The sequence below is a fragment of the Vibrio sp. qd031 genome (assembly GCF_002100145.1).
Classification (GTDB): domain Bacteria; phylum Pseudomonadota; class Gammaproteobacteria; order Enterobacterales; family Vibrionaceae; genus Vibrio.
On record NZ_JXQD01000024.1, the window covers coordinates 333678 to 360600 of the forward strand.

The following is a 26923-nucleotide window of genomic DNA, read 5'->3' on the forward strand; positions in this document are numbered from 1 at the left end:
CTCACTGAAAACTGTTGTTAGCGGTGTATCGATATTTCAGAAAGTTCTGAGCTCGACTTAAAATTTGGAACGCGTCTTTTAGATTGCGTCGATCAAACTCCGATACATTATCGGGCTCAATATTGTTATCGGGATCAATCTGTTGTTCAACATCGAGTGCTTGGTGACGGATCCGTACCATGGCGATAAATTCCATCGCATCGCGTAAATCCTGGGCTTTACTTTCTGGCAGCAATTTCGCCTCTTCAATATCGTCCAAGCGTTCAAAGCTGTTGGTGGCGTACGAACCAATCGCAAGCGCATGCACGCGGATCAGATCAGCCAGTGGCGCGGTGCCGCGGCGTTTTAGATTAATCGAGTTTTTATGCTGGCCGTCTTTTTCCATAACGAAGCTCTTAAAAAAGCCCAGAGGTGGCGTTCGATTTAGCGCATTACGTGCCAAGCAAGCTAAGAATTTCTTATTATCTTTGGCGCGGCGAACGATAAATCGATTCAACCTGTCTGCCCATTTGGTTCGCCCATAAACGCCTTGCAGATCAAAGAATATTGACGCATTGAGCAGAGCTTTAGGGTTAGGGTTATCGATCCAATCACTAAAGCACGCTTCCCATTCATCGCACGTCATGCGCCAATCAGGGTTGCTGGCCATGATATCACCGGTGCAATAGGTGTAACCGCATCGATCCAAACCATCACACACGTAATTAGCTAACTGCTCAAAATACGCGCCATGCACAGCAGGATCGTAGCTGTTATCGAGCATAACCGCATTATCTTGGTCAGTCACAATCAACTGCTCGTCTCGTCCCATCGATCCCAGGGCGAGGAAGCAAAATGGAATGGGGGATTCGCCTAACTCATCGATCGCCAGCTCTATAATTCGTTGCTTAAAGCTGCGTCCAATGACCGACATCGCACTGCCGACCATATGTGCATTTGCGTCCTCATTGACCAAACGCACAAAACTGTCTTTTACCTGATTAGACAAAATCGCCAAATCATCGATGGATTGCTGCTGATAAATGGTGTTCACCAAAAGCAGTGAGTTCTGAGATTCATAGCGAATAATGTCGGTGGTTTCGATGATCCCAATCGGCTGTTTATCTTTGAGTACCGGTAAGTGGTGAACGTGATGCTGTAACATCGTCAACATGGCTTCATAAACGTAAGCATTGTGATCTAATGTCATGACTTCGGTCGTCATGACATTAACAACAGGTTGATCGACGTCGAGATTTCTTGCCAGCACACGAGTACATAAATCCCTGTCGGTCACAATGCCAATCAGTTGATTCTCTTCATCCTCTTCTGGATCCATGACCAATACCGAAGAGACACTCTCTTCGGCCATCTTAATGGCTACATTTTGAATGCTTTCGCTTTTATTCACTTGAGCCACTTCACCCGTGAGTAATTTTCTTACTTTAGACGTGGTGAGATCGTTTTGCTCATTGGCTTCCGATACGGTATTACGCAGGCGGGCAGAATCTTCTACCGCCATAAAGTCAGCAAAATTATCGCTGCTTTCGTAAAGCTCTAAAAAGACTTTTTCGGGTACACAGTACAGCAGTGAATCTTCAATAGCACTGGCCGGGAATCTCACACGGTTGTTGGTCAGTAACCCCATTTGTCCAAATATCGCCCCTTCATCGAGACGATTGTAAAGCTCACCATTACGACGATAAATTTCGACTGCACCACTGCGCACCACATACAGATCGTGAATAGACTCACCCAGCTTAACAATGGGGGTGCCTTTACGATAATAAGAGATCTCAATTTGGCTGATTACTGTGGTGAGAATATCCTCTTCCAGCTCTGAAAACGGCGGGTGCTGAATGAGAAAATTGTGGATTTCTATGAGCTCGGGTTCCATTGTGCGCCACCTTTTTCTTTTCATTGTACGGCAAGGCTTGAGGCTTGCCTACAGCAAAGCTCATAGCGGTAAATCTCGATGAGGGATTGCTCAAAGGATCGCCAAAAGATCCTTTTCCACTTGCATCCAAAAATGCATCCAATATACTGTATGTATATACAGCTATCTTAGTGGCCGATACCAATGAACAGCAACCTACAAGCTCTGCATAATAAGCAATTGATTTGGAAAGGAACCCACACTCAACCTAAAGTCGAGACCTCACTATCAGGCTTTGACTCCTTGGATCAACAGTTAGGTGGATGGCCTAAAACAGGGCTCACTGAAGTACGATCGCCCATCAGTATTGGCGAATTACGCCTATTAACACCTTTTTTGCAACAGCAAGCCAAAGAAGGGCTGATCGTTTTTATTAACCCCCCTGCTGAAATAAGCAGCCAGTACTTGGCTTACCATCAAATTCCAATATCTCAAGTGATGGTGCTCACGCCAGAAAAAGAGAACGGCGCCTTATGGGCCGCGGAGCAATGCCTAAAAAGCGGCGCCTGCAAAACCGTCATGTTGTGGCACCCAGAGCTCGAAATTCATCAGGCTAAACGCTTGCAAGTTGCCAGCGAGACCGGACAGTGTGCGCATTTTGTTTTTCCTCAAAACAATCACGCGCTATCGCTGCCTATTCCTCTATCGATCGAGCTTTCCAGCCACCAACATGGTATACAAGTGACGGTGACCAAACGAAAAGGCGGGTGGAGCCCAACACCATTTATCGTCGATATGCGACAAACTTGGCACTACGTGGCGCAGCAAGAAAAGCGCCTTGCAAGCCGTACCACCATGGGCGAAGTGGTTCATTTCCCTCGTCAATGGCAACACCGCGCCTAACCGCGCTCAACGCTCATGACTTTGTGGCTTTATCTTTACTTTCCTTGCCTGCAACTCGACACTCTGTACTCGCAACAGCCCGAGTCGAGTGACGATGTGCAGCCGATCGCTATTGTGGATAAGCATCAGATTGTCCAGCTCAACAACGCCGCAACAGAGCTCGGAATTGAAGTTGGAATGGGGCTGGCCACCGCTGCCTCGCTGTGTCACAACTTGCAAGTGCTCCCCTACCAACAAGAGATTGAAGAAACCAAACTGAATGAAATTGCTCAGTGGCTCTACTTAAAAGCCGCCGATATTACGTTGTTTTCTCCCAAGGGACTGCTACTCAAAGTGAGTAATATGCTCACTTTGTATCAATCCCTAGAAGGCTATTGGAACGCGTTAACTCAGCACCTAAACACCCTAAATGTCAGTTATCACTTTGCGAGTGGGTTCTCTCCATTTTGCGCCAAGTTACTGGCTCAACAGCAACTTGACCGTTTACTCAGTGATCGCCAAGCATTACTGGATGAGTTGCAACGATACCCTTTAGCCTGCAGTGAACTCGACAGCAAAACCGTCGATAAACTCAATCGTGTCGGCGTCACCAGTTTGGCTGAACTGTTGGCGCTCAATATCACCGAAATTGCGCGTCGATTCGACATTCACTTAGTCAACTATGTAGGCAGACTCACCGGTCGCTTCCATCACCCACTCACGCTCTATCACCCGCCGCTGCACTTTGAGCGCCACCTAGAGCTGCTGTACGAACTCGACAATGTCGCTTGGCTTGAAAAACCGCTCGCCAAACTGCTGACTCAATTAGAGCAGCATTTGCGACTGCGCGATCAACTGGCGTTTGAATTAAAGCTCACTCTGCATCAACGAGATACAGCACCGCAGAGTATCCATTTTCACTCAGCAAAAGGGGAATACCGTTTACTCCAGTGGCAAACATTATCAGCGCTAACCTTAGAAAACCTTAAGTTGGAGGCACCTGTCACGGCGATCACTTTATCCACTGTGCGCGTCGATCTAAACCAAGCCCTTAGCCAAGATCTATTTGATGGCGAGCAAGGCGCACTCAGCGCGCAAGAGCTTATCTCTATACTTTCAGCCAAATTAGGAGACGATCACGTCAGTCTGCTTGAGCAAAGTGACGACCCTCGCCCAGAATATGCCACGCTCTATCGCCCGGCGCTGCACGGCTCAGGCAAGCTCGATACCGACAGGTTAACCCCTTTATTAACTCGACCAAGCTTACTCCTACCCAGCCCCGTGCCACTGCAACATCAAGTCAGTATTGTCAGTGGCCCCGAGCGCATACAGACCGGATGGTGGGATAACCACGCCATTAGCCGCGATTACTTTATAGCCCAAGATCCGCAAGGACGCTGGCTATGGGTGTATCGAACACCTTCGCAGCAATGGTATTTGCACGGCTTATTTAGCTAGAGATCGCCATGACAGACACACAATCTCGTACACCGCCCGCAGAGCACTACGCCGAGCTGGTTTGCCAAAGTAACTTTTCTTTTCTGACTGGTGCCTCTCACCCTGAAGAGTTGATCACTCAAGCGGACTTTTTAGGCTATCAAGCTCTGGCCATTTGTGACGAGTGCTCATTGGCGGGTGTGGTGCGCGCGCATACCGCCATCAAAGACAACCAACTGTCTATTAAACAGATCGTCGGCAGCTTATTTGTGCTTGAAGACACTTGTAAGGTGGTACTTCTCGCTCCCTGCCGTGATGGGTACGCAGAACTTTGCCGTATCATTACTAAAGCGAGACGCAGAGCCCAAAAAGGCGAATACCAACTCTCTCGCTGGGACTTAATGTCAGCCAAGCACTGTCTGTTTATCTGGTTGCCTCACGCCGATCCAGACGCCAATCGTCCATGGGGGGAGTGGCTTGTTAAGCATCATCCACACCGACTGTGGATTGGTGTGCAGCGCCATTTACACAATGACGAATACCGCTATATAGAACACTGCCAAGCGTTAGCAAAAGAACTAGCTCTTCCTATTACTGCCTGTGGCGGTGTACTGATGCACAATGCCACTCGCCAGCCTATGCAGCACACATTAACTGCCATCCGGCTCAATCAACACATTGAATCCATACCCGGAAAGCTGCTTGATAACAGTGAAGCTTGCCTACGCACGCGCGCCAAGATCAGTAAGCTATTTCCCAAGCAATGGTTAGAAGAGAGTGTTCATATTGCCAGTTTATGCCACTTTGAACTCAAAGATCTCAAGTATGAATACCCCGCCGAACTGGTCCCTGAAGGGCTCACGCCAAATCAATATCTGCGTGAGTTAGTCGAAAAAGGCAAAGCGCTGCGTTTTCCTAATGGCTTGGAAGAGCACGTCAATGCCACCATCGAAAAAGAGCTCACCCTCATCGAAGAACTGGGTTATGCCTTTTTCTTTTTGACGATCCACGATGTGGTGATGTTTGCCAAGGCGCAAGGGATCTTGTATCAAGGGCGCGGCTCTGCGGCCAATTCTGTGGTTTGCTACTGCTTAGAAATTACCGCCGTCGACCCAAGACAGATCTCAGTTTTGTTTGAGCGTTTTATTAGTAAAGAACGCAACGAGCCACCCGACATCGATGTCGATTTTGAGCACGAACGGCGTGAAGAAGTGATCCAGTACCTTTATCAAAAATATGGCCGAGAGCGCGCAGCGCTTGCTGCTACCGTGATCAGTTACCGCTTTAAAAGTGCCGTGCGTGATGTCGGCAAAGCGTTAGGATTAAGCGAAGAACAACTCGACTTTTTTATAAAAAACGTCAATCGCCGCGATCGTGGGCTCAATTGGCAAGCGCAAATTGTAGAGTTAGGTCTGCAGCCAGAATCGCTCAAAGGGCAGCAATTTATTCAGCTGGTGAACGAGATCATGGGCTTTCCAAGACACCTTTCTCAACATGTGGGTGGGTTTGTCATCTCCTCTGGCCCATTGTACGAGTTGGTTCCTGTCGAGAATGCCGCGATGGAAGACCGTACAATCATTCAATGGGATAAGGACGATTTAGAAAGCCTCGGACTGCTTAAGGTGGACGTACTGGCTTTGGGTATGCTGACCGCAATACGTAAGTGTTTCGATTGGGTAAAACGCACGCACGGCCGCGATCTCAGCATTGCCGATATTACCCGACAACAAGACGACCCTAAGGTGTACCAAATGATCCAACAAGCCGACACTATTGGCGTATTCCAAATTGAGTCACGCGCGCAAATGAGTATGTTGCCAAGGCTTAAGCCTGCAACCTACTACGACTTGGTGATCCAAATTGCGATTGTTCGACCCGGTCCTATCCAGGGGGATATGGTGCACCCTTTTTTAAAACGGCGCAGCGGTATTGAGCCTGTCAGCTACCCATCCGAAGCGGTAAAAGAGGTGCTTGAACGCACCATGGGCGTCCCCATTTTTCAAGAACAAGTCATTAAATTGGCGATGGTCGCAGCAGGCTTTACCGGTGGTGAGGCCGATCAGCTTCGACGCGCTATGGCGGCATGGAAAAAAAATGGCAATGTGTTTAAGTTCAAACATAAGCTGATTAATGGCATGCTCGAGCGTGGCTACGAAGCCAGTTTTGCCGAACGCATCTTTGACCAGATCTGCGGCTTTGGTGAATATGGCTTTCCCGAAAGCCACTCCGCCTCGTTCGCAATCTTGGCCTACTGCTCTGCCTGGCTTAAATATTATTATCCGATTGAGTTTTACTGTTCACTGCTAAACAGCTTGCCAATGGGGTTTTACAGCCCCTCTCAGCTTATTCAAGATGCGCAGCGCCATCAATGTGTGCTACTGCCTGTGTGTGTCAATCAATCTCAGCGCGATCACTGCGTGGTGCGTTATCACGATAAAAAAGCCATTCGCTTAGGCTTTCGCTTGGTGAAAGGGTTATCCGATGCGGGGATAGAGCAACTTATTTTAATGCGTCAGGATGGCGATTTTACTAACGTTCATCAAGTCAAAAGCTGTGGCTTATCCAAACGAGACTTAGAATCGCTGGCCTCTGCCAATGCCTTTCGCCGCATCAGTGGCGATCGATACCAAGCGCGTTGGGATATGATGGACAGCACCCACGAATTACCGCTGTTTAAGCAGGCAAACCAACCGCAAGATCTTCATCAAGAGGTTGCCGAAGAGGCGCCTAAATACACTCTGACCCCAAGCCCATACCAAGCGTTAATCGAAGATTACCACTCCACAGGACTCTCTTTAGATAAACACCCTATCCGCTTACTGGATCAGGCTGGCGTGCTAGGAAAATTCACCCGCAGTGACCAACTAAAACACCTTGAGCACAAAACCGTCACCACCGTGATTGGCGTAGTCACAGGAAGGCAGTCTCCAGGCACCGCAGCAGGAGTGACCTTTTTTACCTTGGAAGATGACGTCGGGAATGTCAACGTTGTGGTATGGCAAGGCACTGCCCGCGCTCAGAAGCAAGCCTACCTTACCGCAAAAATTCTCAAGGTCACCGGCGTGGTGGAGCGAGAAGCCAATGTGATCCATGTCATTGCTGGCAAGCTCACCGACATGAGTGACTGCTTAAGCAACTTTTCAACTCACTCTCGGGACTTCCATTAGGTGATCCTCGTGAGTACTAGGCCAAAAAAAGCAGACCCTAGGGCCTGCTTATCAGCTAACTTGATAAATTTAACTATCGTCTTCGGTGAAGTTAGACGGCAAACGAAGCTTCATTTCCATCCAAATTTGATTACTCTCGATACCGTACTGGCGGATCACTGCTGGTATACGATCAAGATCGCCAGACTCACACACATCTAACAACTCTTTGTAAAAGGTGAGTGCCAAATTGCGAGCTTGAGGGTTAGAGAAGTAGAAGCTACCAACGCGATCGTACAGCTTACGCATACCGTTAAAGATCAGTCCGTAAATCTGATTGCCCGAGTGAAACGCTATACGCTGAAAGAACATGTAATCGTAAAAGTTGAATGTTTTAGCCACTAAGATTTGATTACGCTTAAACTCATCTTTTTCATTGTCTTCTTTGACAACTTGCTTAATCTTATCAGCGTAAGGCGAACTCTCTAAAAACTCTGCCCAAGAAGGTGCTGCAATCAATGCATCACAGCTGTCGATAACCGAGGTGATGGTTTTTTCAGTCGCCTCTTTGTTAAGCTTAAACGCGTAACGCATAAAGATTGGACTGATGTTTGCGCGTGCGGCTAATAAGTCTTCAACAATAGCTGTCGCGTTATCCGCATCCAAGGTCATTAAAGTATCCAAAATATGCAAACCAGAGGTTTCCATAAATTGGTTCACTTTGGTTGGCTTACCATGTTGAATAGTTAGCCACCCATCACGAGCCAAGCGCTGCAACACTTCGCGCAATGTTGTACGAGTCACCCCAATCAGTTCTGAAAGCTCACGCTCTGCGGGAAGAATTGAGCCCGGAGGAAAACGACCATTCCAGATACTCTCGATTATGTATTTCTCAGCAAAACCTGCTGGGCTTTTCGCCTTAATTACCATTTATGATGCTCATGTCGATCACTAAAAAACTGGACTCATCATACCACTAATGGTGTACACAGAAAACCAAGGACAACTGTTGTTTACGCATGCATCACTCTAAACCCTACTCAAAACACAAAAATATATAAATATTGATTTCCATCTTAAGTAGAGCACAAATGCTTGACATATTTCTCTGAGGAACAAGGAGTACATTAGTAAAGTCGAATTTACCCCATACATACCTGACATTTATTACATATAAAAACCATTTAATATCATAATCTTACTAATATAGACCCCATTCTCAAATGAAAACCTCTCTGCCAACACCCCTACAAATTACCAAAAACAACAAAATGACACAGATCAGAGCCAGATCTCAGTTCTTATATTTATAAACGGTACAAGATAAAAGTTTTTAGTTTTCTATTGACTAATAACTTTCAAGGAGTAGAGTTTGCGACCGAACACACTGCTTCTCCGTCAAAATGGAAGTGCTTTGGCAAGCCTATAACCACGTATTTGTGGGTTTTCTAAGTCACTGTCAACTAATAATTATTCAAAGAGGAGTCGTGTCCTTTTTTTAGCCTGTAGTTGTAAAAGAGAATAATTATGCCACTGACACTTGGTAGCGCCTTCATGAAAAACTTTCTGGGCAAAGCTCCAGATTGGTACAAGCTCACCATTATTGCGTTCCTCATCATTAACCCAATAGTATTCGCCATTAATCCGTTTGTAGCCGGTTGGCTATTAGTGGTGGAGTTTATCTTCACTCTTGCTATGGCGCTTAAATGCTACCCATTGCAGCCTGGTGGTCTATTGGCCATCGAAGCCGTTGCTATCGGCATGACCAGTCCAGAAATGGTCAAGCATGAATTAGTCGGAAACATTGAAGTTCTATTACTGCTGATCTTTATGGTCGCCGGCATTTACTTCATGAAAGATCTGCTTCTGGTTATCTTTACCAAAATCCTGTTATCAATTCGTTCAAAAGCCGTGCTTTCAGCAGCATTCTGTCTTGCTGCGGCGTTTTTATCCGCTTTTCTAGATGCACTAACCGTTATCGCGGTCGTGATTAGCGTCGCCGTTGGCTTCTACTCTATCTACCACAAAGTGGTGTCGGGTAAGGGCCACACCAGTGCCCACGACCATACCCAAGACGACCACTTATCGGAACTTACTCGTGACGATTTAGACCACTACCGTGGATTTCTACGCTCGCTGCTCATGCACGCAGGTGTCGGTACTGCACTTGGTGGTGTTATGACCATGGTAGGAGAACCACAAAACCTAATCATTGCTGAGCAAGCTGGATGGACATTTGGCGAGTTTTTCGTTCGAATGTTGCCGGTAACATTCCCTGTACTGACTTGTGGCGTACTAACCTGCCTAGCCGTCGAAAAGCTCAAAGTTTTTGGCTATGGCGACGAGTTACCTGATCCGGTCCGTAAAATTTTGGTTGATTTCGACAATGACCAGAAACAGCGCCGCACCAAACAAGATATCGCAAAACTGTGGGTTCAAGCAGCAATCGGCGTTTGGCTGATTGTTGGTCTAGCTCTGCACCTTGCCGCTGTTGGTCTTATTGGTTTGAGCGTCATCATTCTTGCAACAGCCTTTACCGGTATTATTGAAGAACACTCACTGGGTAAGGCGTTTGAAGAAGCACTGCCCTTCACAGCTCTGTTAACTGTTTTCTTCACCATCGTTGCTGTTATCATCGATCAACAATTGTTTGCGCCCGTCATTGATGCGGTACTCGCCATTGAAGACCAAGGCACCCAGCTGGTGTTGTTCTACTTGGCAAACGGCGTACTTTCTATGGTGTCAGACAATGTATTTGTTGGCACCGTTTATATTACGGAAGTCAAAACTGCGTTGCTTGAAGGCGTGATCAACCGTGACCAATTCGACCTACTCAGCGTCGCAATCAACACCGGTACTAACCTGCCGTCGGTTGCTACGCCAAATGGTCAAGCAGCATTCTTATTCTTGCTTACATCAGCCGTCGCACCTCTGGTTCGTCTCTCTTACGTACGCATGGTAGTCATGGCTTTCCCATATACGATCGTACTCGCTTTTGTCGGCTTGTTCGGCATCGTATTCTTGCTCGAACCTATGACTCAACTGTTTTATGACTGGCACTGGATCACACACCACACAGGCGATGTAACCGGCGCGGTTTCCGCAGCGGGCCATCATTAAAACCTGAGTGAAAGTAAATCACCGCTTTGCAAAGGTTACGGAAATAAATCATTGAACCTATAAGTAAAAGTGGTTAAATTGGGGCTCATGCGAGCTCCTTTTTTTGCCAAATATATATCGAGATCACCGTGAATTTACTCACCACTATCAATCAATTTTCTAAGACTCGTCTCGCTTGGAGTCTACTACTGATCTGTATCCTTATCTTTGAGCTTTGCGCTCTTGGGTTTCAACACATTATGGAACTGCCTCCTTGTGTAATGTGTATCTACGAGCGTGTGGCTATGTTCGGCATCGCTGGGGCTGCGATCATCGGACTTTTCAATCCCAAAAACCCTGTGATTCGCTGGGCTGGCCTCGTAGCCTGGGGCTACACCGCATGGCAAGGCTTAGCTCTATCCCTTGAGCATGTCGATTACCAATTTAATCCATCGCCATTTAAGACCTGTGACCTGTTCGTCGTCTTTCCTGAGTGGGCACCGCTTAACCAATGGATGCCGTGGTTATTTGAAGCCTATGGAGATTGCAGCAAAATTGTTTGGCAATTCGTGGGACTGTCGATGCCACAATGGCTAGTCGTTATCTTTGCAGGCAATCTTATCGCGCTTGGGATTATTGTCATCGCGCAGTTTTTCCCTAAAAAAGCATAATCAAAAAAGGCGCCATTAACGGCGCCTTTTATTGTTTTCCAGTGGCGGAGCATCATTGCCCGCAGCATGCTTTAAATTTTTGACCACTGCCACACGGACAATCATCATTACGTCCAACGTCTTTATACGGATTAACACGCTGAGCGTGTAACCCTACCAGCACTTCATCAGCCGCCATTGCCACTTCATTCACCATCACTGAAAACTGTGGCAATAGATCACTCAGTGACGGTGGCTGTTCAACGCCCGCGTCCATCATCTGAGCCTGCGTCTGAGACTCATCGATAGCAAGCATCAACGTCGTTAGCAATGCTTGCAACATTCTAGCCGTACTGTCCAACACCTCGATGTCACCCCATTGCTCTTCAATGGTTGGCCACAACGCCATAAAACCTTCGGCAAAATCGGCGAACTGATCTTCAGAAAACGACGACCAAATCGCCCATTCACCGCGTTTTAGACACGAATACTGCGCCTGAAGCTGCTGTTTAATCAATTGAGCATCTTGACTCTCTAGCTCACCAAATATCTCACCTAACCAACTATCCGGATCTAAAGGTTTAACCGCGCAGTTGGCGGCCAGAAGGACACCTTCGGCAAAATACGGTGTGATTTCAGTAGTATTAGGGTCAAGCGCTAACAGCGGGTACATAATTTAAGTTCCATAACAGATAGTGCGCCTCTTATATCAACTCTTACGAAAGATGACAAATCCCAAATCCGGCACTACAATGCGCAGTCACTTTTTGGAGAATCCACAATGCGCGTTGTACTTGGCCCTATGGAGGGCGTCCTTGATCACTTGATGCGAGAGCTACTGACCGACATCAATGACTACGATCTCTGTGTCACAGAGTTTGTAAGAGTGATCGATAGATTGCTTCCTGAGCATGTATTTCATCGCATCTGCCCAGAGATTGCGCACAACTCACAAACTGCCAATGGCACCCCAGTGCATATTCAACTGCTTGGACAACGACCTGAATGGATGGCTGAAAATGCCGTTAGAGCGGCCGAACTTGGCGCGAAAGGCATCGATCTCAACTTTGGTTGTCCTGCCAAACTCGTCAACAAAAGTGGCGGAGGGGCTTTGTTGTTAAAAGACCCTGAGCTGATCCATCAAATCGTTAAAACCGTGCGTGAGGCTGTACCTAGCACCATTCCTGTTACAGCAAAAATTCGCTTAGGTTGGGATGATCCCAACCAGTGTTTTGAGATCGTGAATGCGGTAGAAAGTGCTAAAGCATCAGGCCTCACTATTCATGCTCGCACCAAGGTTGGCGGCTATAAGGCCGACGCTATTGCCTGGGAATACCTTACCAAGGTAAAGCAAACCGCCACTATCCCGCTCACCGCCAATGGTGAAGTGTGGAACCATCAAGATGCGATGGATTGTCTGGCAACCACAGGCTGCGACTCTCTCATGATCTGCCGCGGCGCACTCAATACCCCTAACCTAGGTAACGTCGTCAAATATCAACATAGCGCCTTGTCGTGGGAAGACGTTGTGTCGCTGCTGATCCGCTATTCCAATTATGAAATCAAAGGTGACAAAGGCTTGTACTACCCAAATCGGGTAAAACAGTGGATGAACTTTCTGCGCAAGCAGTATCCACAAGCTGCAGACCTATTTCGCGTTATCCGTGTGCACAACAAGGCCGAGCCCATTGTTGAATTACTTAAGTTGCACCACGAACAGCTTAAAAGCGTAGCTTAACCATCGCATCGGAAGTGCCCTCAGTGGCACTTCCTGCGTTGACGTACTTTAATAGGCCAAGCCAACCATTGCACGCAGCCTCGATTGCAAAGCGTAATCTGCACCACAGAGTATTGGCCGAACTATTTTAAGCCGTCATGGCGAGAACTCTGTATCCTTTCGCTGGTAGGTCAATCTCAATCTGACCTTGTGCTGCTAGCGCCTCACCATCGTCTAACAACGATGTAAACTTCGCTTCTTCAATACCCAGTTTCCACGCAGGGATCGATACGGCTTGAGCTTGCTCAGCTAAATTGAGTGCAACAATGACGATCTCGCCCTTAAGCTCACGCGAATAGATGAGCTGCTGGCCTTGAACAACCAAGAATTGAATATCACCTTGACGCAGCGCCGCGTGACTTTGACGCATGGCTATTAAGGATTGGTAAAAGTCTAGCCAAGGGTTACCGTCAACATTATGCCAAGGAAACGGTCGACGGTTGTCTGGGTCATTTTGCCCGACCATGCCAACCTCTGTACCGTAGTAAAGGCAAGGCGTGCCAACATAAGTCATCAAGAACACGCTAGCCAGTTTTTGTTGCGCCTCGTCCTCGTTCACCATGGTGAGAAAACGTGCCGTATCATGAGAATCAAGTTGATTAAGTTGCGTTAACTGGTTTGCCCATGGCAGTTTGCCTTTAGCTTCCGTCAACCAGTCTACAAAGTCTTGAGTAGACAACTGAATTGGCGCATACGCAATATCCTTGTGCGCGAAGTAGGCACGTACTGGATGCGCAAAGCCATAATAGTTCATCGCGCCGTCTTCTTGACCCCCTTGCAACCATTGCGAGGCCTCAAAAAAGTGTTCACCAAGTACAAATGCATTGGCGTTCTCTTCTTTGGTTACCCGGCGAAACTCCTTCACATAGTGCGCGTTATTTTTGGCGCCCTTACCTTCGCCCACCATATGCACAACATCCAAGCGCCAGCCATCAATATTGTACGGTGGGCGTAGCCAGTATCTCATCACAGCGTCATCTCCATCGTAAATGGCATCACGTACACCTTGATGCTCAAAGTTGAGCACAGGCAGGCTCGCAACGCCCTTCCATCCCTGATAACGCTGGCTGTCCTCTTCAAACAAATAGTAATCTCGATAAGGCGAGTTCGGCGACTGATACGCCCCGTTACCAAAACGGCCGCTCATATCAAACCATGGGTGCTCCACCGAGGTGTGATTAAATACCGCGTCGAGTACCACTTTCATTCCGCGCTGATGAATATCGCTGGTGAGATCGGCGAGTTGTTGATTGGTGCCCAAATGGGGATCGACACTGTAGTAATCCATCGTGTCGTATTTATGATTGGTTTGAGAACTAAAAATCGGGTTCATATACACCGCGGTAATACCCAATGCCTGCAAATAATCGAGCTTTTGAGCAACACCTTGTAAGTCTCCGTTATAAAACTCAACCGACATCCCTGCCCCTGTGGCAACCGCTGCTTGATCCCAACTTTTTACTGTCACAGGAACAGTGCCGTGCTTAATTGCGTACTCCCCGTCGGTCACTCCAATCGTTGGATCACCATTACAAAATCGGTCCGGAAATACTTGATAAAACACCTGATCACTCACCCAATCAACAGGCTGATTGTCCGCGTTATATTTAAAATGCAGCTCTCGTGGTGGCATGCGAGATTTAATTCCTTGTGCATCCAACCACCACTGCTGAGTATCACTGATCGCTTTGAAGACGTAATGAGTCACGTCACGATCACCATTGAGAGGAATTTCTGCGCTCCATTGCGCAAGTCGCCCTTTGTCTTCGCCGCGCGTCATCTCAATCAAATACTCTTCATTATCCGGCTCAATACGAACATAAACCGTTAAAAGCTCATCGATTTTGGTTTGCAGTACAAGTCTAAGGGTTGAGGTGGTAGCAGTGACACCGTCGCACGTTGAAGCATGATGTAAAAAGGGAGCAGTCATGAAGCGCAATCTCGAAGTTTGTTTAGGCGGACATTGTAGAAAACCTTAGGCACAAAAAAAGCGCGATCCGAAATAGAGCAAGTAAACTCTAAACGTGATCACGCTTTGTAGGGACTGAGCGCTCAATAAAACGCTCATACCCCGTTGTCGGTTAACTCAATAGTAAGCTATCGTCAGCGAGTTCTTCACCCCGTACCTTGGTAAACATCTCTAAAAGGTCACTGACTTGCATGTTACTTCGCTGCTCCCCTGCAACATCCAATACGATTTCACCTTGGTGCAGCATCACCGTACGATCGCCACACGCCAATGCATCTTTCATTGAGTGAGTCACCATCATAGCGGTTAAGTTAAATTCCTTAATCACCGTTTTGGTCAAATCGATGACAAATGCAGCCATTCGGGGATCAAGCGCTGCAGTATGTTCATCAAGTAGCAGTAATTTGCTGTCCGACAACGTCGCCATCACCAAGCTAACCGCTTGCCGTTGACCACCTGAAAGTAGGCCAATGTTGTCACCCAATCGATCTTCTAGACCCAAGCCTAAAATACTAATACGGTCTTGAAACAATCGGCGACGTTTACTGGACAAGGCTAAACCCCAGCCCCGCTTTGAGCCGCGGCTAAACGCCAACGCCATATTTTCTTCAATAGTGAGATCAGCACAAGTCCCTGCTAATGGATCCTGAAACACTCGCGCACACAAACTGGCACGTTGATGAACATTATTACGTGTGACATCTTGGCCGTCGATGACCACTTTACCAGCAATCATCGGTGTTTCACCGGTCACGGCGCCAAGCAGCGTAGATTTACCCGCACCGTTAGAGCCAATAACGGTCAAAAACTGATCTTTTGGCACCTCCAAATCAATGCCTCGTAATGCCCTGTTCTCTAGGATAGTGCCCGGATTAAAAGTGACTTGAATATCGTCTAACTGGATCATACAGACTCCTTAGCGGCTTTCGCTTCCGCCATACGTCTTTTCGCTTTCATACGGCTTTTTAATTTAGGAGCTATTAAGGCCAAAGCAACTAACAGAGCAGTCACCAAGTTAAGGTCTGATGCTTGCAGACCAAACATCCCATTACTCAGCGCAAAAGCAACGGCTAGACGGTACAGCACCGAACCAAGAACAACCGCAATTACTGCAACCCATATTTTTGTGCTAGACAAAATAGTTTGACCCAATATTACCGCGGCAAGGCCAACCACGATAGTCCCCACACCTGAGGTAACATCGGCAAAACTGTTCGCTTGAGCAAACAACGCTCCTGCAAAGCCCACAAAGCCGTTAGAGAGAACTAAACCGAAGTAAGTATGAAAAGAAACGCTGACGCCTTGCGCTTTCACCATACGCTGGTTCACACCAGTGGCGCGCAGCGCTAGCCCAAAGTCACTATTGAGTAAGCGTACAACAAACCACATCGAAGCAAGTACAAGTACCGCAATCACTAGCGGGCGAATGTACATCGGGTTACCAAAGGCTTCGAACGGGGTGAGCAATGTGTCTTGGCCCAGCAACGCAACGTTTGGTCGGCCCATGATACGAATATTAATAGAAAAAGCGGCAATCATAGTGAGAATGGATGCGAGCAAGTGTAATATACCGCATCGAACCGCTAAAAATGCGGTGACCCATCCACTTAATCCAGCGGCGACAATGGCCATTGCCGTCGCAACCCAAGGGTCGATTCCTCCCACAATCGCGGTCGCCGCTACTGCAGCTCCCATAGGGAAACTACCGTCCACAGTAAGATCGGGAAAGTCCAGCACCTTAAACGTTAAAAACACGCCTAACGCAACCAGACCAAAAATGAGCCCTAATTCCAAGGCTCCAAAAAAGGCAAAAGCAGACATTACAACTCCCTCTCTGCTGCTTTAGGGCTGGTTAATACCAGCCCTTTAATGGTGCTAGTGTTCAACGTTATTTTACGCTAGTTGCTCTATCCATCACTGATTTAGGGATCTCAATACCTAGCGCTTTCGCCGCTGTCGCATTAACCACTAAATCAGAACCTTGAGCAACGCGCACATCCAAGTCACCCGGAGCTTGGCCATCGAGTATAGCGGCAACGTAGTCTGCAGTTTGTACGCCCACTTGGTAGTAATCAAAACCTAGGCTCGCAATAGCACCAGAATTCACATACGAGTTCTCGCCGCCAAATACTGGCGTTTTCGCTTGATTAGCTGCCACAATCATGCCTTCAATAGCGCTTGCCACGGTGTTGTCGGTTGGCGCGTAAATCACGTCAGATTTTGCGGCAATCGCCAGCGTGGCTGCTTGCACATCGGCAGTTTTTAGCGCGGTCGCTTCTACTACTTCTAAACCCGCTGCTTGAGCACTGGTTTTAAGAAGTTCAACCAAAGAGACTGCGTTTGCTTCACCTGGGTTATACACTACACCGATAGAGCTCACTTCTGGCATGATCTCTTTGATCAGAGCCACGTGCTGCGCAACGGGCGACAAGTCAGATAAACCCGTTACATTAGATCCAGGATTTTTAAGTTGATTGACAAGTTTTGCACCAAGTGGATCGGTAACTGCGGTGAAGACCACGGGAATCGTTTTGGTCGCAGAAACGAGAGCTTGCGCGGTTGGCGTTGCAATACCGACAAGTACATCTGGGTTTTCGCCGACAAATTGACGAGCGATTTGAACCGCAATAGCGGGGTTGCCTTGCGCCGTTTTATAATCAAAATCTAGATTTTCACCTTGCTTATAGCCATGTTTTTCAAGTCCGTCGATCAAACCTTGGCGTGTTGCATCGAGCGCAGGGTGTTCAACAATCTGCGAAACGGCTACTTTTGCCATGTCCGCCATAACACTGCCACTCGTAAGTAGCGCTGCGCCCGCGATGCACGCGGCAGCGATCAGTTTATTTGCTTTCATCTTCACTCCTTGATTCAGCATATTAATTGCAATGTTGTGTGTGCGTATTGCACTTTTAGGTCGTTCGACTGCTCATTTGGCAGCGAATCGTTGTTTTCTTCACCATTATTAACACCTTAGACGAAGAAAGAAAAGCCAAAGGGCAACATTATCGCAACATACGGAGCATCACACTGCTATTTTGTCGATGTGGCGTTAAGATGTTTATGGAATTTCAAACCTTCAACATCGCCGTATCAAACGTCGCCGCCAAACGGGTTAAACAAGCACAAATACTTAGTCGTGCTTGCAAAAAAAAACTCCACCGCATGGGTGGAGTTTACAATGAATCACTACGATTGAATTAGAACCAGCGCTCGAGTGAAGAGCGGTCGAGCTGCTTGAATGCTCGATTGAGTATTTGGGCTAACTCTTTATAACGAGGTTTACTCTTTGCTGGCTCCAACGCGACGCCTGTCTCGGCAATTTTGGCATGCAACTCTCGATACCATCCTGCCAATGCTGGAGGCAGCACACTGTGAGAGCGATGACCTAACCACCACATCCCTTGCAACGGCAAACTCATCGCAAACAACGCCACCACTATCGCTTGTGGCAAAGCGTGAGAATTTTGAAACGCCATCTGCGTCAAAACACTGATCGCAGCCACTGCAGGCATCACCTTAACAGCGAACTTAGTGGCTTTAATAATGCGCTGCTCTGGAAACAGTGGGCTCAGCTCTTTTCGCATTGGCCAAGTATCCATATATTTTTGCCCATCTTTTAAGCAATGGAACAATCCGGCTTGTTGACTCATGGATGCCTCACTAAAAAAATTTTAAAAACTAAAATAAACACGTAAAAAATTGACCAAAGTTAACAAAGCTTCAATTAATTTTGTTATATTTACACTCTGCCAGTACGTCAGGCCGATCATTTTCATTACGCTTACCTACACTTTAGGCGCAATTGAACCCTGATTGCAAGGATCGAACGTGTCGTCATGTAATCAACGTACGCGCTCACAAACGGAAGTGATCAATTTTTATACGAGAATAGTGTGATTTTTAATGGATCGACTATTCTTTTGATTATTTAATCCTACTGATGAAAATCAGCCATTAATAGGTATGCACTAAATGTCAAAGCTAGTCTTAGTTTTAAACTGTGGTAGTTCTTCTCTTAAATTCGCAATCGTAGACGCGGACAACGGCAACGAGCACCTAACCGGTCTTGCTGAATGTCTTCACCTTCCAGAAGCTCGCATCAAGTGGAAACTTGATGGTAAACACGAAGCACAACTAGGTGAAGGTGCCGCACACGATGAAGCACTATCATTCATCGTTGAAACCATCCTAGCCTCTAAGCCAGAGCTTGCCGATCAACTTAAAGCGATTGGTCACCGTGTTGTACACGGTGGAGAGAAATTCACTAGTTCTGTTCTTATCGATGACGAAGTCGTACGTGGTATCGAAGATTGTGCAACTCTCGCCCCTCTTCATAACCCTGCGGCAATCATCGGCATTAAAGCGGCTCAAAAAGCATTCCCAAGTTTGCCAATGTCTGCAGTATTCGATACCGCATTCCACCAAACTATGCCACAAGAAGCGTACCTATACGCGCTTCCGTACAACCTTTACAAAGAGCACGGTATCCGCCGCTACGGTATGCACGGTACATCTCACCTATTTATCGCTCGTGAAGTTGCAGAGCAACTTGGCAAGCCTGCGGACCAAGTTAACATCATTAACTGTCACCTTGGTAACGGCGCATCGGTATGTGCCATCAAGAACGGCCAGTCGGTTGACACCTCAATGGGTCTAACACCTCTAGAAGGTCTTGTTATGGGTACTCGTTGTGGTGACATCGACCCTGCAATCATCTTCCACCTGCACGACGCACTGGGTTACTCTGTTGAGCAAATCAACACCATGCTAACAAAAGAGTCTGGCCTACAAGGTCTCACTGAAGTGACGTCTGATTGTCGTTTTGTTGAAGACAACTACGGCGACAAAGAAGAAGCGACTCGCGCGATGGACGTATTCTGCCACCGCCTAGCGAAATACGTAGCAGGTTACACAGCGACTCTAGACGGCCGTCTAGACGCTATCGTATTCACTGGTGGTATCGGTGAAAACTCTGCTCCAATCCGTGAAATGGTTCTTAACCGTCTAGGTGTATTTGGCATCGAAGTCGATGGCGAAGCAAACCTTAAAGCACGCTTTGGTGGAGAAGGTAAAATCACTTCGTCTGACAGCCGCATCCCAGCGTTGGTAATTTCAACCAACGAAGAGTTGGTGATTGCTGAAGACACTGCGCGTCTCGCAAGCCTGTAATACTGTATTAGGCTGACCATCGGTCAGCCTTTTTTTTGATTCAGCGCCATGCGCCCCTCGTATGCGTGTTGACGATCTAATTATAAAGACAGAGGTTCTTAACGAATGTCCCGTACAATCATGCTTATCCCTATTAGTGCTGGTGTTGGTCTAACTAGCGTTAGTTTGGGTGTGCTCCGTGCCATGGAGCGTAAAGGTGTTAACGTTTCTTTCTTCAAGCCAATCGCACAGCCACGTTCTGGCAGCGACCAGCCTGATCTAAGCACTACTATTCTGAAGAACAGCAGCGACATCACAGTGGCAGAGCCAATGAAGATGAGCGAAGCTGAGTCACTGATCAGCTCTGAGAAAACCGATGTATTGCTAGAAAGCATCGTAGAAAACTACTCTCGAGTGAGCAAAAACTCTGAAGTGACTCTTATTGAAGGTTTGGTTCCGACACGCAAGCACCCATTTGCGAACCAGGTAAACCGCGAAGTGGCTCAAACTCTAGGCGCAGAGATCGTCTTTGTTGCGACGCCAGGCACCGACAATCCGTCACAGCTTAAAGAGCGCATCGAAATTGCGTGCTCAAACTACAGTGGCACAAAGAACAAAAACATCAGTGGCGTAATCATCAACAAACTGAATGCACCCGTTGATGATGATGGTCGTACTCGCCCTGATCTTTCTGAAGTATTTGACGATGGCGCAGCAGCGCAGCAAGCTAACCTTGAAGTAATGCAAATCTTCAACTCTAGCCCAATCCGCGTTCTAGGTTGTGTGCCTTGGAGCATCGAGCTTATTGCGACTCGTGCTATCGATATGGCGAAACACCTTAACGCAGAAGTGATCAACGAAGGTGAAATCCACACTCGTCGTATCAAGAGCATCACTTTCTGTGCGCGTTCTGTGCCACACATGGTTGAGCACTTTAAACCTGGATCACTGCTGGTAACGTCGGCAGACCGTCCAGACGTCATCATCGCGGCAGCTCTGTCTGCAATGAACGGTGTTGAAATTGGTGCAATGCTGCTTACTGGCGGCTACGATCTACCAAAAGAGATCCAAGACCTTTGCCAACGTGCATTCGACACAGGCCTACCTGTGATTAAAGCACAAGGTAACACTTGGCAAACATCACTTAACCTCCAGAGCTTCACTCTAGAAGTACCTGCAGACGATAAAGAGCGTATCGAATACATCAACGATCACGTTGCCAGCCACATCGATGGTCCGTGGATCGACTCTCTATCTGAAGGTACTCAAGGTACTCGTCGTCTAAGCCCACCAGCATTCCGTTACCAGCTAACAGAGCTTGCTCGTAAAGCGGCTAAGCGCATTGTTCTTCCTGAAGGCGAAGAGCCGCGTACTGTTAAAGCAGCAGCAATCTGTGCTGAGCGCGGTATCGCGAACTGTGTCCTTCTGGGTAACCCAGATGAGATTCGCCGTGTTGCAGCACAGCAAGGTGTTGAACTAGGCGCAGGCGTTGAAATCATCGATTCGAACAAGGTACGTGAAAACTACGTTCCGCGTCTTGTTGAGCTTCGTGGTAAAAAAGGCATGACGGAAGTTGTTGCCCGTGAAAAACTTGAAGACTCAGTGTACCTAGGTACGATGATGCTTGAGAACAACGAAGTTGACGGTCTAGTATCTGGTGCGGTTCACACCACAGCAAATACTATCGTACCTCCGTTCCAAATCATCAAAACAGCACCTAACACCTCAATCGTGTCGTCAATCTTCTTTATGCTTCTGCCTGATCAAGTATTGGTCTACGGTGACTGTGCGATCAACCCAGATCCAAACGCAGAGCAGCTTGCAGAAATCGCGATTCAATCAGCAGAATCTGCAGCGGCATTTGGTATCGACCCTCGCGTTGCAATGATTTCGTACTCTACCGGTGAATCAGGTAAAGGTGCAGACGTTGATAAAGTGCGTGAAGCAACTAAGATCGCTCAACAGAAACGCCCTGATCTTGTGATTGATGGTCCGCTTCAATACGATGCGGCAATCATGGAAAACGTGGCAGCGTCTAAAGCGCCAAATTCTCCAGTCGCGGGTAAAGCGACCGTATTTGTATTCCCAGACCTAAATACAGGTAACACGACATACAAAGCGGTTCAACGTTCTGCAGACCTAGTCTCTATCGGTCCTATGCTGCAAGGCATGCGTAAGCCGGTGAACGATTTGTCACGTGGTGCATTGGTTGACGACATCGTCTACACCATCGCACTTACAGCGATTCAAGCGAGCCAAGCTGACGCCTAATCGCCTCAGTAATTGATTGAAGCCCCAACTCGAAAGAGCTGGGGTTTTTTTATGTCCCAGTGTCACTAAGTCACTACCTTTGAAGGTGTGAAAAAGTGCGCTTTGCGACTGAGAGTGCTAATAGACTTAGTCGAGACATCACCAGACTTCCTGTTTATCATTGATGATTAAAGCCTTTTGGGTACCAATAGGCACACAACCAACACAATTGTGTCGCTACTGGATCGCATGTATGAAGCGACAATGATCGACTACCGATACTACTTTAAGGCTGGTATAGGCCAAAAATCGTGCAATAAAGGGGTATGGTATTCACAGACAGATGTTTTTCATCTGCTGCTGATCTTAAGGGTAGCCTACATCACAGAGGGCCTTTCTCTACTTACTATTGACACCAACCTTTAATGGCTCATTTAGGGAAGTGTGTATTCCAGCCAATAACGTCGAAACAGGAAAAACCCGATCAATAACTCGGATATGCATGAAACTATTAGCTTTTGTTGCATATGGAGTTTACCTGCCGTAGGGAATTTACTATGGTCAATAGATAAGCAATTTTGACTCGCATGGACTTGGCCGCATGAACCAAACACTCAGCACCATCTTGAATCACCGCTCAATCCGAAAATTTACCGACGAAGTCATCAAAGAGGCTCAGTTGTCGCAAATTATTAGCGCCGGATTAGCGGCGTCCTCGTCGAGCCTTTTACAAGTGGTATCCATTATTCGTGTCAGTGATAAAAGCAAACGAGCCGCGCTGGCTCGCTATGCTGGTAACCAGGCCTACGTTGAACAAGCTGCTGAATTCTTAGTATTTTGTATCGACTACCAGCGCCATGCGACTATTAACCCAGACGTCCAAGCAGACTTTACCGAACTCACTGTTATTGGCGCGGTTGACTGCGGAATTATGGCGCAAAATTGTCTCCTCGCTGCCGAGTCGATGGGATTAGGCGGGGTCTATATTGGCGGGCTACGTAACAGTGCGCAACAAGTCGACGAACTGCTTAATCTACCCAGCAATACTGCCGTATTATTCGGACTCTGTTTGGGTCATCCCGATCAAGATCCAGACGTTAAGCCTCGCTTACCTTCTCACGTCATCGTACATCAAGACCAGTATGAGCCGCTTAATATGACTGATATCGACGCCTACGACAGTGCCATGCAGCACTATTATGCCACTCGTTCCAGCAATCAAAAACAGAGCAAATGGTCGACGCAAGTGACGGGTAAACTCGCGGGTGAGTCACGCCCTCATATATTGCCTTACTTAAACAGCAAAGGGCTGACAAAGCGCTAGTTTCGAGAAGTGCGCAACCTAGCAGATAAAATGGTTCGACGGTGAGCAATCAAACACCAATCAGCGGCTCATTTTAGCACCCCCCTCGAGATAAATTGTCATTAGCAAAGGAGTTGCTTTTGTTCAAATTCAGAGTAAAAAACAAGCTGCCCATTCGTATTACGGTTGGTGGCATGTTTGTCATAGCCACTATTCTCACGGCAACCCTAGCCATCTTTTTACAATATTACTTTACAAAAGAACTGGCGAAAGAAAATACCTTATCACGATACGCGAACGCCTCTTCCATTATCACTAAATCGATCAGTGAGCTCGATCGTAACGCCAGCTATACGGCGGATCTGTTTGCGGAGATCACCGAAAAGCACCTCGACCACACCAAGGATATTTTACCTTTAGCACAAACATTTGCACGGGCATTAAGGGCGAACAATACCTTATATTCCCTTTATATTGGTAACGATGACGACGAATTCCTGCAGCTGATTAATCTAGAGGCATCGAGCCTGATAAGAGATGAAATTGGTGCATCTGCCGTCGACCGCTGGGTGCTCATCACCCATACATCGAGCAATAATGAACGTATTCGCCGCACAGCCTTTATGAATGATGAGTTCGTTACTCGAGAACTCGTCGAGGAGGCCAGTAACTACTACCCTACCCAACGTGCCTGGTATAACAGAGATGCTACTGAGTTAGTCTATAAAACCGACCCCTATCTGTTTCACAATTTAAAACTTACTGGGCAAACTTACTCTAAAGCCATTCCAAAACACAATGTGGTGCTCGGTGTCGACATTGTTTTATCGGCGATAGCACTGAGTATCTCGGAAAACATCATCACCCAAGATGAACGAAATCAAGCTGAAGCGTATCTGTTTAATGGCAGTGGCGACATCATTGCGTCCAACCAAAAAATCGAGCCTTCCATTACAATCCCAAAAAGCGCTCCTCTGGTTTTGAACCCACAACAGCAGCAGCTGATTCAAAGCACCCGCAACTTAGCCATCTCAAATCAGAATGACTGGGCTCCCATAGATTTTGCGTTGGCGGGTCAACCCAAAGGCTTCGCAATCGATCTTCTCAATCTTATAAAACAAAACACAGGTTTAACGTTCGATTACATTAATGGAAGAACTTGGGCAGAATTAGTCGACAGTTACAAAGTCGGCGCAATAGATATTTTGCACTCATTACAACACTATGACCAAAGCCTTGGCATCTATTCAAAACCCTTATTTGAGATGCCATTTGGGTTGCTCACCCACCATAAACAACGCTCGGTTACTCACTTAAAACAGTGGGGAAAGGGCAAAAAAATAGGCATGCTTACTGGATTGTCCATTATTCCAGAGCTTCAAAAACAATACAGTGAGTTAACCGTTGTTTCCTATACAGACCGCGATCTCGCATTAAAAGATCTCAAAAGTGGCAAGATTGACGGAGTGCTAGACAGCTCCGCCATACTCAAACAGGTATTGAGCATCGCCTTTGACGATGACTATATTTTACACTCGACACTCGAAGACGTGAACAACGACTTCCCCAGTGAATATTATCTGGTCATGCAACCTCGAGATGCTGATGTTCTCTCGGTTATCAACCTTGCGATTGACAACATCAGCGACGAGCAACGACAGGCCCTGAAACTCAAGTGGTTAGAATCTGAGTTTGGTCAAACCAACGCCGCATATTCGACCCATGTCCCGTATAAGGTTCTTCTAGACCTAGCGAGCGACACGGCAAAACACGACAAACTGCACCTGGTGCCAATAGAAGGTGAAATGCACTACTTTTATGTCACTACCGTTGGCCAAAGTGGGGTGTTTGAAGAATATTTTGCTGTGGTATTGTCTGTTGAAGCTATGACAGCGACGGCGCGGGAGAAAGTCGTCACTTCAATATTCATTACCGTGGGCGTAATGATTTTGTTGTTGCCACTTGCCTGGGTTTTCGGGACGCCTATTGTCTCCCCAATTACCCAACTGCAGCTTGAAACACAAAAAATCAAACAGCGCCGCTACGATGAGGTGAAACTCGTCGATACCCCAATCAAAGAGGTATGGGAATTATCACGCTCTATCCACGAAATGTCCCATGTCATTAGAGATTACGAATCAGCTCAAAAAGAATTTATTGAATCCACCATAAAGGTCATCGCCGAGGCCATTGATGACAAATCGCCATACACTGCAGGACACTGTAACCGTGTTCCAGAACTTGGCATCATGCTGTCACAAGCGCTGGAACAGGCAGACTCTGGCCCCTTCAAAGACTTTGCATTCAAAAACGATGACGAACGCCGCGAATTTCGTATGGCGGCATGGCTACACGACTGCGGCAAGATCACCACCCCCGAACACATCATCGACAAAGGCAGTAAACTAGAAACCATTTACAATCGTATTCACGAAATCCGTATGCGCTTTGAGGTGTTGTGGCGTGACGCGGAAATTAACACTCTCAAACAACTTCAAGGCACCTTAGAGTCGCATCAAAAACAAGCACTCATCGATCAACTTGCTGAACAGCAACGACAGCTTCAACTCGACTTTGCCTTTGTCGCAAAAGCCAACATCGGTGGCGAGTTTATGAGTGATGAGGACATAGAAAGAATCAATACGTTGTCGACTCAAACTTGGACACGGTACTTTGACAATCGTCTGGGTTTATCGCCTTTCGAAGAGTTGGCAATGAGCAATAGCGCAATTGACTACCCTTGTGAGGAGCCGCTATTGGCGGATAAAGCCGAGCACATTGTTCCTCGGACTCACGGTGGTGAGTTTGATCCCAAGCTCAACATCAATATACGAGTTCCAGAGCATCAATATAACTTGGGAGAGATATATAATTTAACCATCCGCCGAGGCACGCTTACTGATGAAGATCGCTACAAGATCAACGAACACATGATTAGCGGCATCAAGATGTTAGAACGCTTACCCTTCCCTCCTGAACTTAGCCGGGTACCGCGTTATGCTTCCACGCACCACGAAACACTCAAAGGCACCGGCTACCCTCGGAAACTCACCGCCGAGCAACTGTCTATTCCTGAGCGTATTTTAGTTATCTCGGATATATATGAAGCGCTTACCGCCTCAGACAGACCCTATAAAAAGGCCAAACCAATCAGTGTCGCAGTGGATATTATGTATAAGATGGCGCTGGATGAGCATTTTGATATGGCACTGTTCCAGTTTTTCTTAACCAGCGGCACCTATTTGAAATACGCCCAACGCTTCCTACCTAGCAAACAAGTGGACGAAGTGGATATCAGTAAGTACCTTAGCGATACTTAGCGCAACACAAAAAAAGCGCCGTATCGATATTGATACGGCGCTTCCTGTAAGCCTGTTGCTATTCTAGGCCACTGGCCATGGGATTAG

Annotated in this window: 18 protein-coding genes; 10 read left to right on the forward strand and 8 right to left on the reverse strand. The window is 47.2% G+C overall.

All coding sequences use genetic code 11. The features are described 5' to 3' along the window. Position 1 precedes the first annotated feature (1 nt). The gene (locus ST37_RS10350; protein ID WP_084885983.1) at positions 2–1876 is read right to left on the reverse strand and encodes a putative nucleotidyltransferase substrate binding domain-containing protein; all 1875 of its coding nucleotides are present in this window, start codon (positions 1874–1876) and stop codon (positions 2–4) included. A gap of 183 nt (positions 1877–2059) precedes the next feature. On the opposite strand from ST37_RS10350, the gene imuA reads away from it, so the two are divergent. The 3 genes from imuA to ST37_RS10365 are packed head-to-tail and all read left to right on the forward strand — an operon-like array spanning position 2060 to position 7341. After that, on the forward strand, positions 2060–2758 hold the full coding sequence (imuA, locus tag ST37_RS10355) for a translesion DNA synthesis-associated protein ImuA (protein ID WP_084885984.1): 699 nt from the start codon (positions 2060–2062) through the stop codon (positions 2756–2758). 15 nt (positions 2759–2773) lie between these two features. After that, the gene (locus ST37_RS10360; protein WP_084885986.1) at positions 2774–4195 is read left to right on the forward strand and encodes a DNA polymerase Y family protein; all 1422 of its coding nucleotides are present in this window, start codon (positions 2774–2776) and stop codon (positions 4193–4195) included. Between the two features lie 8 nt (positions 4196–4203). Further along, positions 4204–7341, forward strand: coding sequence for an error-prone DNA polymerase (locus ST37_RS10365; protein WP_084885988.1), 3138 nt, complete (start codon positions 4204–4206; stop codon positions 7339–7341). Positions 7342–7410: 69 nt separating this feature from the next. Here the strand turns inward: ST37_RS10365 and fadR are convergent, their stop codons facing one another. Further along, positions 7411–8250, reverse strand: a complete 840-nt coding sequence (gene fadR / locus ST37_RS10370; RefSeq protein ID WP_084885990.1) for a fatty acid metabolism transcriptional regulator FadR — start codon at positions 8248–8250, stop codon at positions 7411–7413. 597 nt (positions 8251–8847) lie between these two features. Here fadR and nhaB point away from each other — a divergent pair. Continuing rightward, a complete protein-coding gene (nhaB, locus tag ST37_RS10375; RefSeq protein ID WP_084885991.1) occupies positions 8848–10440 on the forward strand; it encodes a Na(+)/H(+) antiporter NhaB in 1593 nt (530 codons plus the stop codon). Positions 10441–10568: 128 nt separating this feature from the next. Then, positions 10569–11090: a disulfide bond formation protein DsbB gene (dsbB, locus tag ST37_RS10380; protein WP_084885993.1), complete on the forward strand. Its 522-nt coding sequence runs from the start codon at positions 10569–10571 to the stop codon at positions 11088–11090. Positions 11091–11142: 52 nt separating this feature from the next. Here dsbB and ST37_RS10385 read toward each other — a convergent pair whose 3' ends face one another. Next, on the reverse strand, positions 11143–11745 hold the full coding sequence (locus ST37_RS10385; protein ID WP_084885995.1) for an SEC-C metal-binding domain-containing protein: 603 nt from the start codon (positions 11743–11745) through the stop codon (positions 11143–11145). Positions 11746–11850: 105 nt separating this feature from the next. On the opposite strand from ST37_RS10385, the gene dusC reads away from it, so the two are divergent. Continuing rightward, positions 11851–12807 (forward strand): tRNA dihydrouridine(16) synthase DusC, encoded by a 957-nt coding sequence (gene dusC / locus ST37_RS10390; RefSeq protein WP_084885996.1) that lies wholly within the window; start codon positions 11851–11853, stop codon positions 12805–12807. 127 nt (positions 12808–12934) lie between these two features. Here dusC and malZ read toward each other — a convergent pair whose 3' ends face one another. From malZ to yfbV, 5 genes are all read right to left on the reverse strand, one after another. Further along, entirely contained in the window at positions 12935–14776 is a 1842-nt protein-coding gene (gene malZ / locus ST37_RS10395; RefSeq protein ID WP_084885998.1) for a maltodextrin glucosidase, read from the reverse strand. Positions 14777–14927: 151 nt separating this feature from the next. Next, on the reverse strand, positions 14928–15722 hold the full coding sequence (locus tag ST37_RS10400) for an ABC transporter ATP-binding protein (protein ID WP_084886000.1): 795 nt from the start codon (positions 15720–15722) through the stop codon (positions 14928–14930). Beyond that, positions 15719–16636: an ABC transporter permease gene (locus ST37_RS10405; RefSeq protein ID WP_084886002.1), complete on the reverse strand. Its 918-nt coding sequence runs from the start codon at positions 16634–16636 to the stop codon at positions 15719–15721. The genes ST37_RS10400 and ST37_RS10405 overlap by 4 nt, the downstream gene beginning before the upstream one ends. A 67-nt stretch (positions 16637–16703) precedes the next feature. Then, positions 16704–17669, reverse strand: coding sequence for an ABC transporter substrate-binding protein (locus ST37_RS10410; RefSeq protein WP_084886004.1), 966 nt, complete (start codon positions 17667–17669; stop codon positions 16704–16706). Between the two features lie 343 nt (positions 17670–18012). Then, the gene (gene yfbV / locus ST37_RS10415) at positions 18013–18465 is read right to left on the reverse strand and encodes a terminus macrodomain insulation protein YfbV (RefSeq protein WP_084886006.1); all 453 of its coding nucleotides are present in this window, start codon (positions 18463–18465) and stop codon (positions 18013–18015) included. 322 nt (positions 18466–18787) lie between these two features. Between yfbV and ST37_RS10420 the strand changes: the two genes are divergently transcribed. The 4 genes from ST37_RS10420 to ST37_RS10435 all read left to right on the forward strand — a co-directional run bounded on the left by ST37_RS10420 (position 18788) and on the right by ST37_RS10435 (position 26836). After that, positions 18788–19984 (forward strand): acetate kinase, encoded by a 1197-nt coding sequence (locus ST37_RS10420; protein ID WP_084886008.1) that lies wholly within the window; start codon positions 18788–18790, stop codon positions 19982–19984. A gap of 105 nt (positions 19985–20089) precedes the next feature. Next, entirely contained in the window at positions 20090–22234 is a 2145-nt protein-coding gene (pta, locus tag ST37_RS10425; protein WP_084886010.1) for a phosphate acetyltransferase, read from the forward strand. A gap of 580 nt (positions 22235–22814) precedes the next feature. Then, the gene (nfsA, locus tag ST37_RS10430) at positions 22815–23537 is read left to right on the forward strand and encodes an oxygen-insensitive NADPH nitroreductase (protein WP_084886012.1); all 723 of its coding nucleotides are present in this window, start codon (positions 22815–22817) and stop codon (positions 23535–23537) included. A 173-nt stretch (positions 23538–23710) separates the two neighbouring features. Beyond that, positions 23711–26836, forward strand: coding sequence for an HD domain-containing phosphohydrolase (locus ST37_RS10435; protein ID WP_084886653.1), 3126 nt, complete (start codon positions 23711–23713; stop codon positions 26834–26836). Positions 26837–26923 lie beyond the last annotated feature (87 nt).

Coding starts and splice junctions, on each gene's coding strand:
- ST37_RS10350 (WP_084885983.1), bottom strand. CDS start 1,876: ATGGAACCCGAGCTCATAGAAATCCACAATTTTCTCATTCAGCACCCG.
- imuA (WP_084885984.1), top strand. CDS start 2,060: ATGAACAGCAACCTACAAGCTCTGCATAATAAGCAATTGATTTGGAAA.
- ST37_RS10360 (WP_084885986.1), top strand. CDS start 2,774: ATGACTTTGTGGCTTTATCTTTACTTTCCTTGCCTGCAACTCGACACT.
- ST37_RS10365 (WP_084885988.1), top strand. CDS start 4,204: ATGACAGACACACAATCTCGTACACCGCCCGCAGAGCACTACGCCGAG.
- fadR (WP_084885990.1), bottom strand. CDS start 8,250: ATGGTAATTAAGGCGAAAAGCCCAGCAGGTTTTGCTGAGAAATACATA.
- nhaB (WP_084885991.1), top strand. CDS start 8,848: ATGCCACTGACACTTGGTAGCGCCTTCATGAAAAACTTTCTGGGCAAA.
- dusC (WP_084885996.1), top strand. CDS start 11,851: ATGCGCGTTGTACTTGGCCCTATGGAGGGCGTCCTTGATCACTTGATG.
- malZ (WP_084885998.1), bottom strand. CDS start 14,776: ATGACTGCTCCCTTTTTACATCATGCTTCAACGTGCGACGGTGTCACT.
- ST37_RS10400 (WP_084886000.1), bottom strand. CDS start 15,722: ATGATCCAGTTAGACGATATTCAAGTCACTTTTAATCCGGGCACTATC.
- ST37_RS10405 (WP_084886002.1), bottom strand. CDS start 16,636: ATGTCTGCTTTTGCCTTTTTTGGAGCCTTGGAATTAGGGCTCATTTTT.
- ST37_RS10410 (WP_084886004.1), bottom strand. CDS start 17,669: ATGAAAGCAAATAAACTGATCGCTGCCGCGTGCATCGCGGGCGCAGCG.
- yfbV (WP_084886006.1), bottom strand. CDS start 18,465: ATGAGTCAACAAGCCGGATTGTTCCATTGCTTAAAAGATGGGCAAAAA.
- ST37_RS10420 (WP_084886008.1), top strand. CDS start 18,788: ATGTCAAAGCTAGTCTTAGTTTTAAACTGTGGTAGTTCTTCTCTTAAA.
- pta (WP_084886010.1), top strand. CDS start 20,090: ATGTCCCGTACAATCATGCTTATCCCTATTAGTGCTGGTGTTGGTCTA.
- nfsA (WP_084886012.1), top strand. CDS start 22,815: ATGAACCAAACACTCAGCACCATCTTGAATCACCGCTCAATCCGAAAA.
- ST37_RS10435 (WP_084886653.1), top strand. CDS start 23,711: ATGTTTGTCATAGCCACTATTCTCACGGCAACCCTAGCCATCTTTTTA.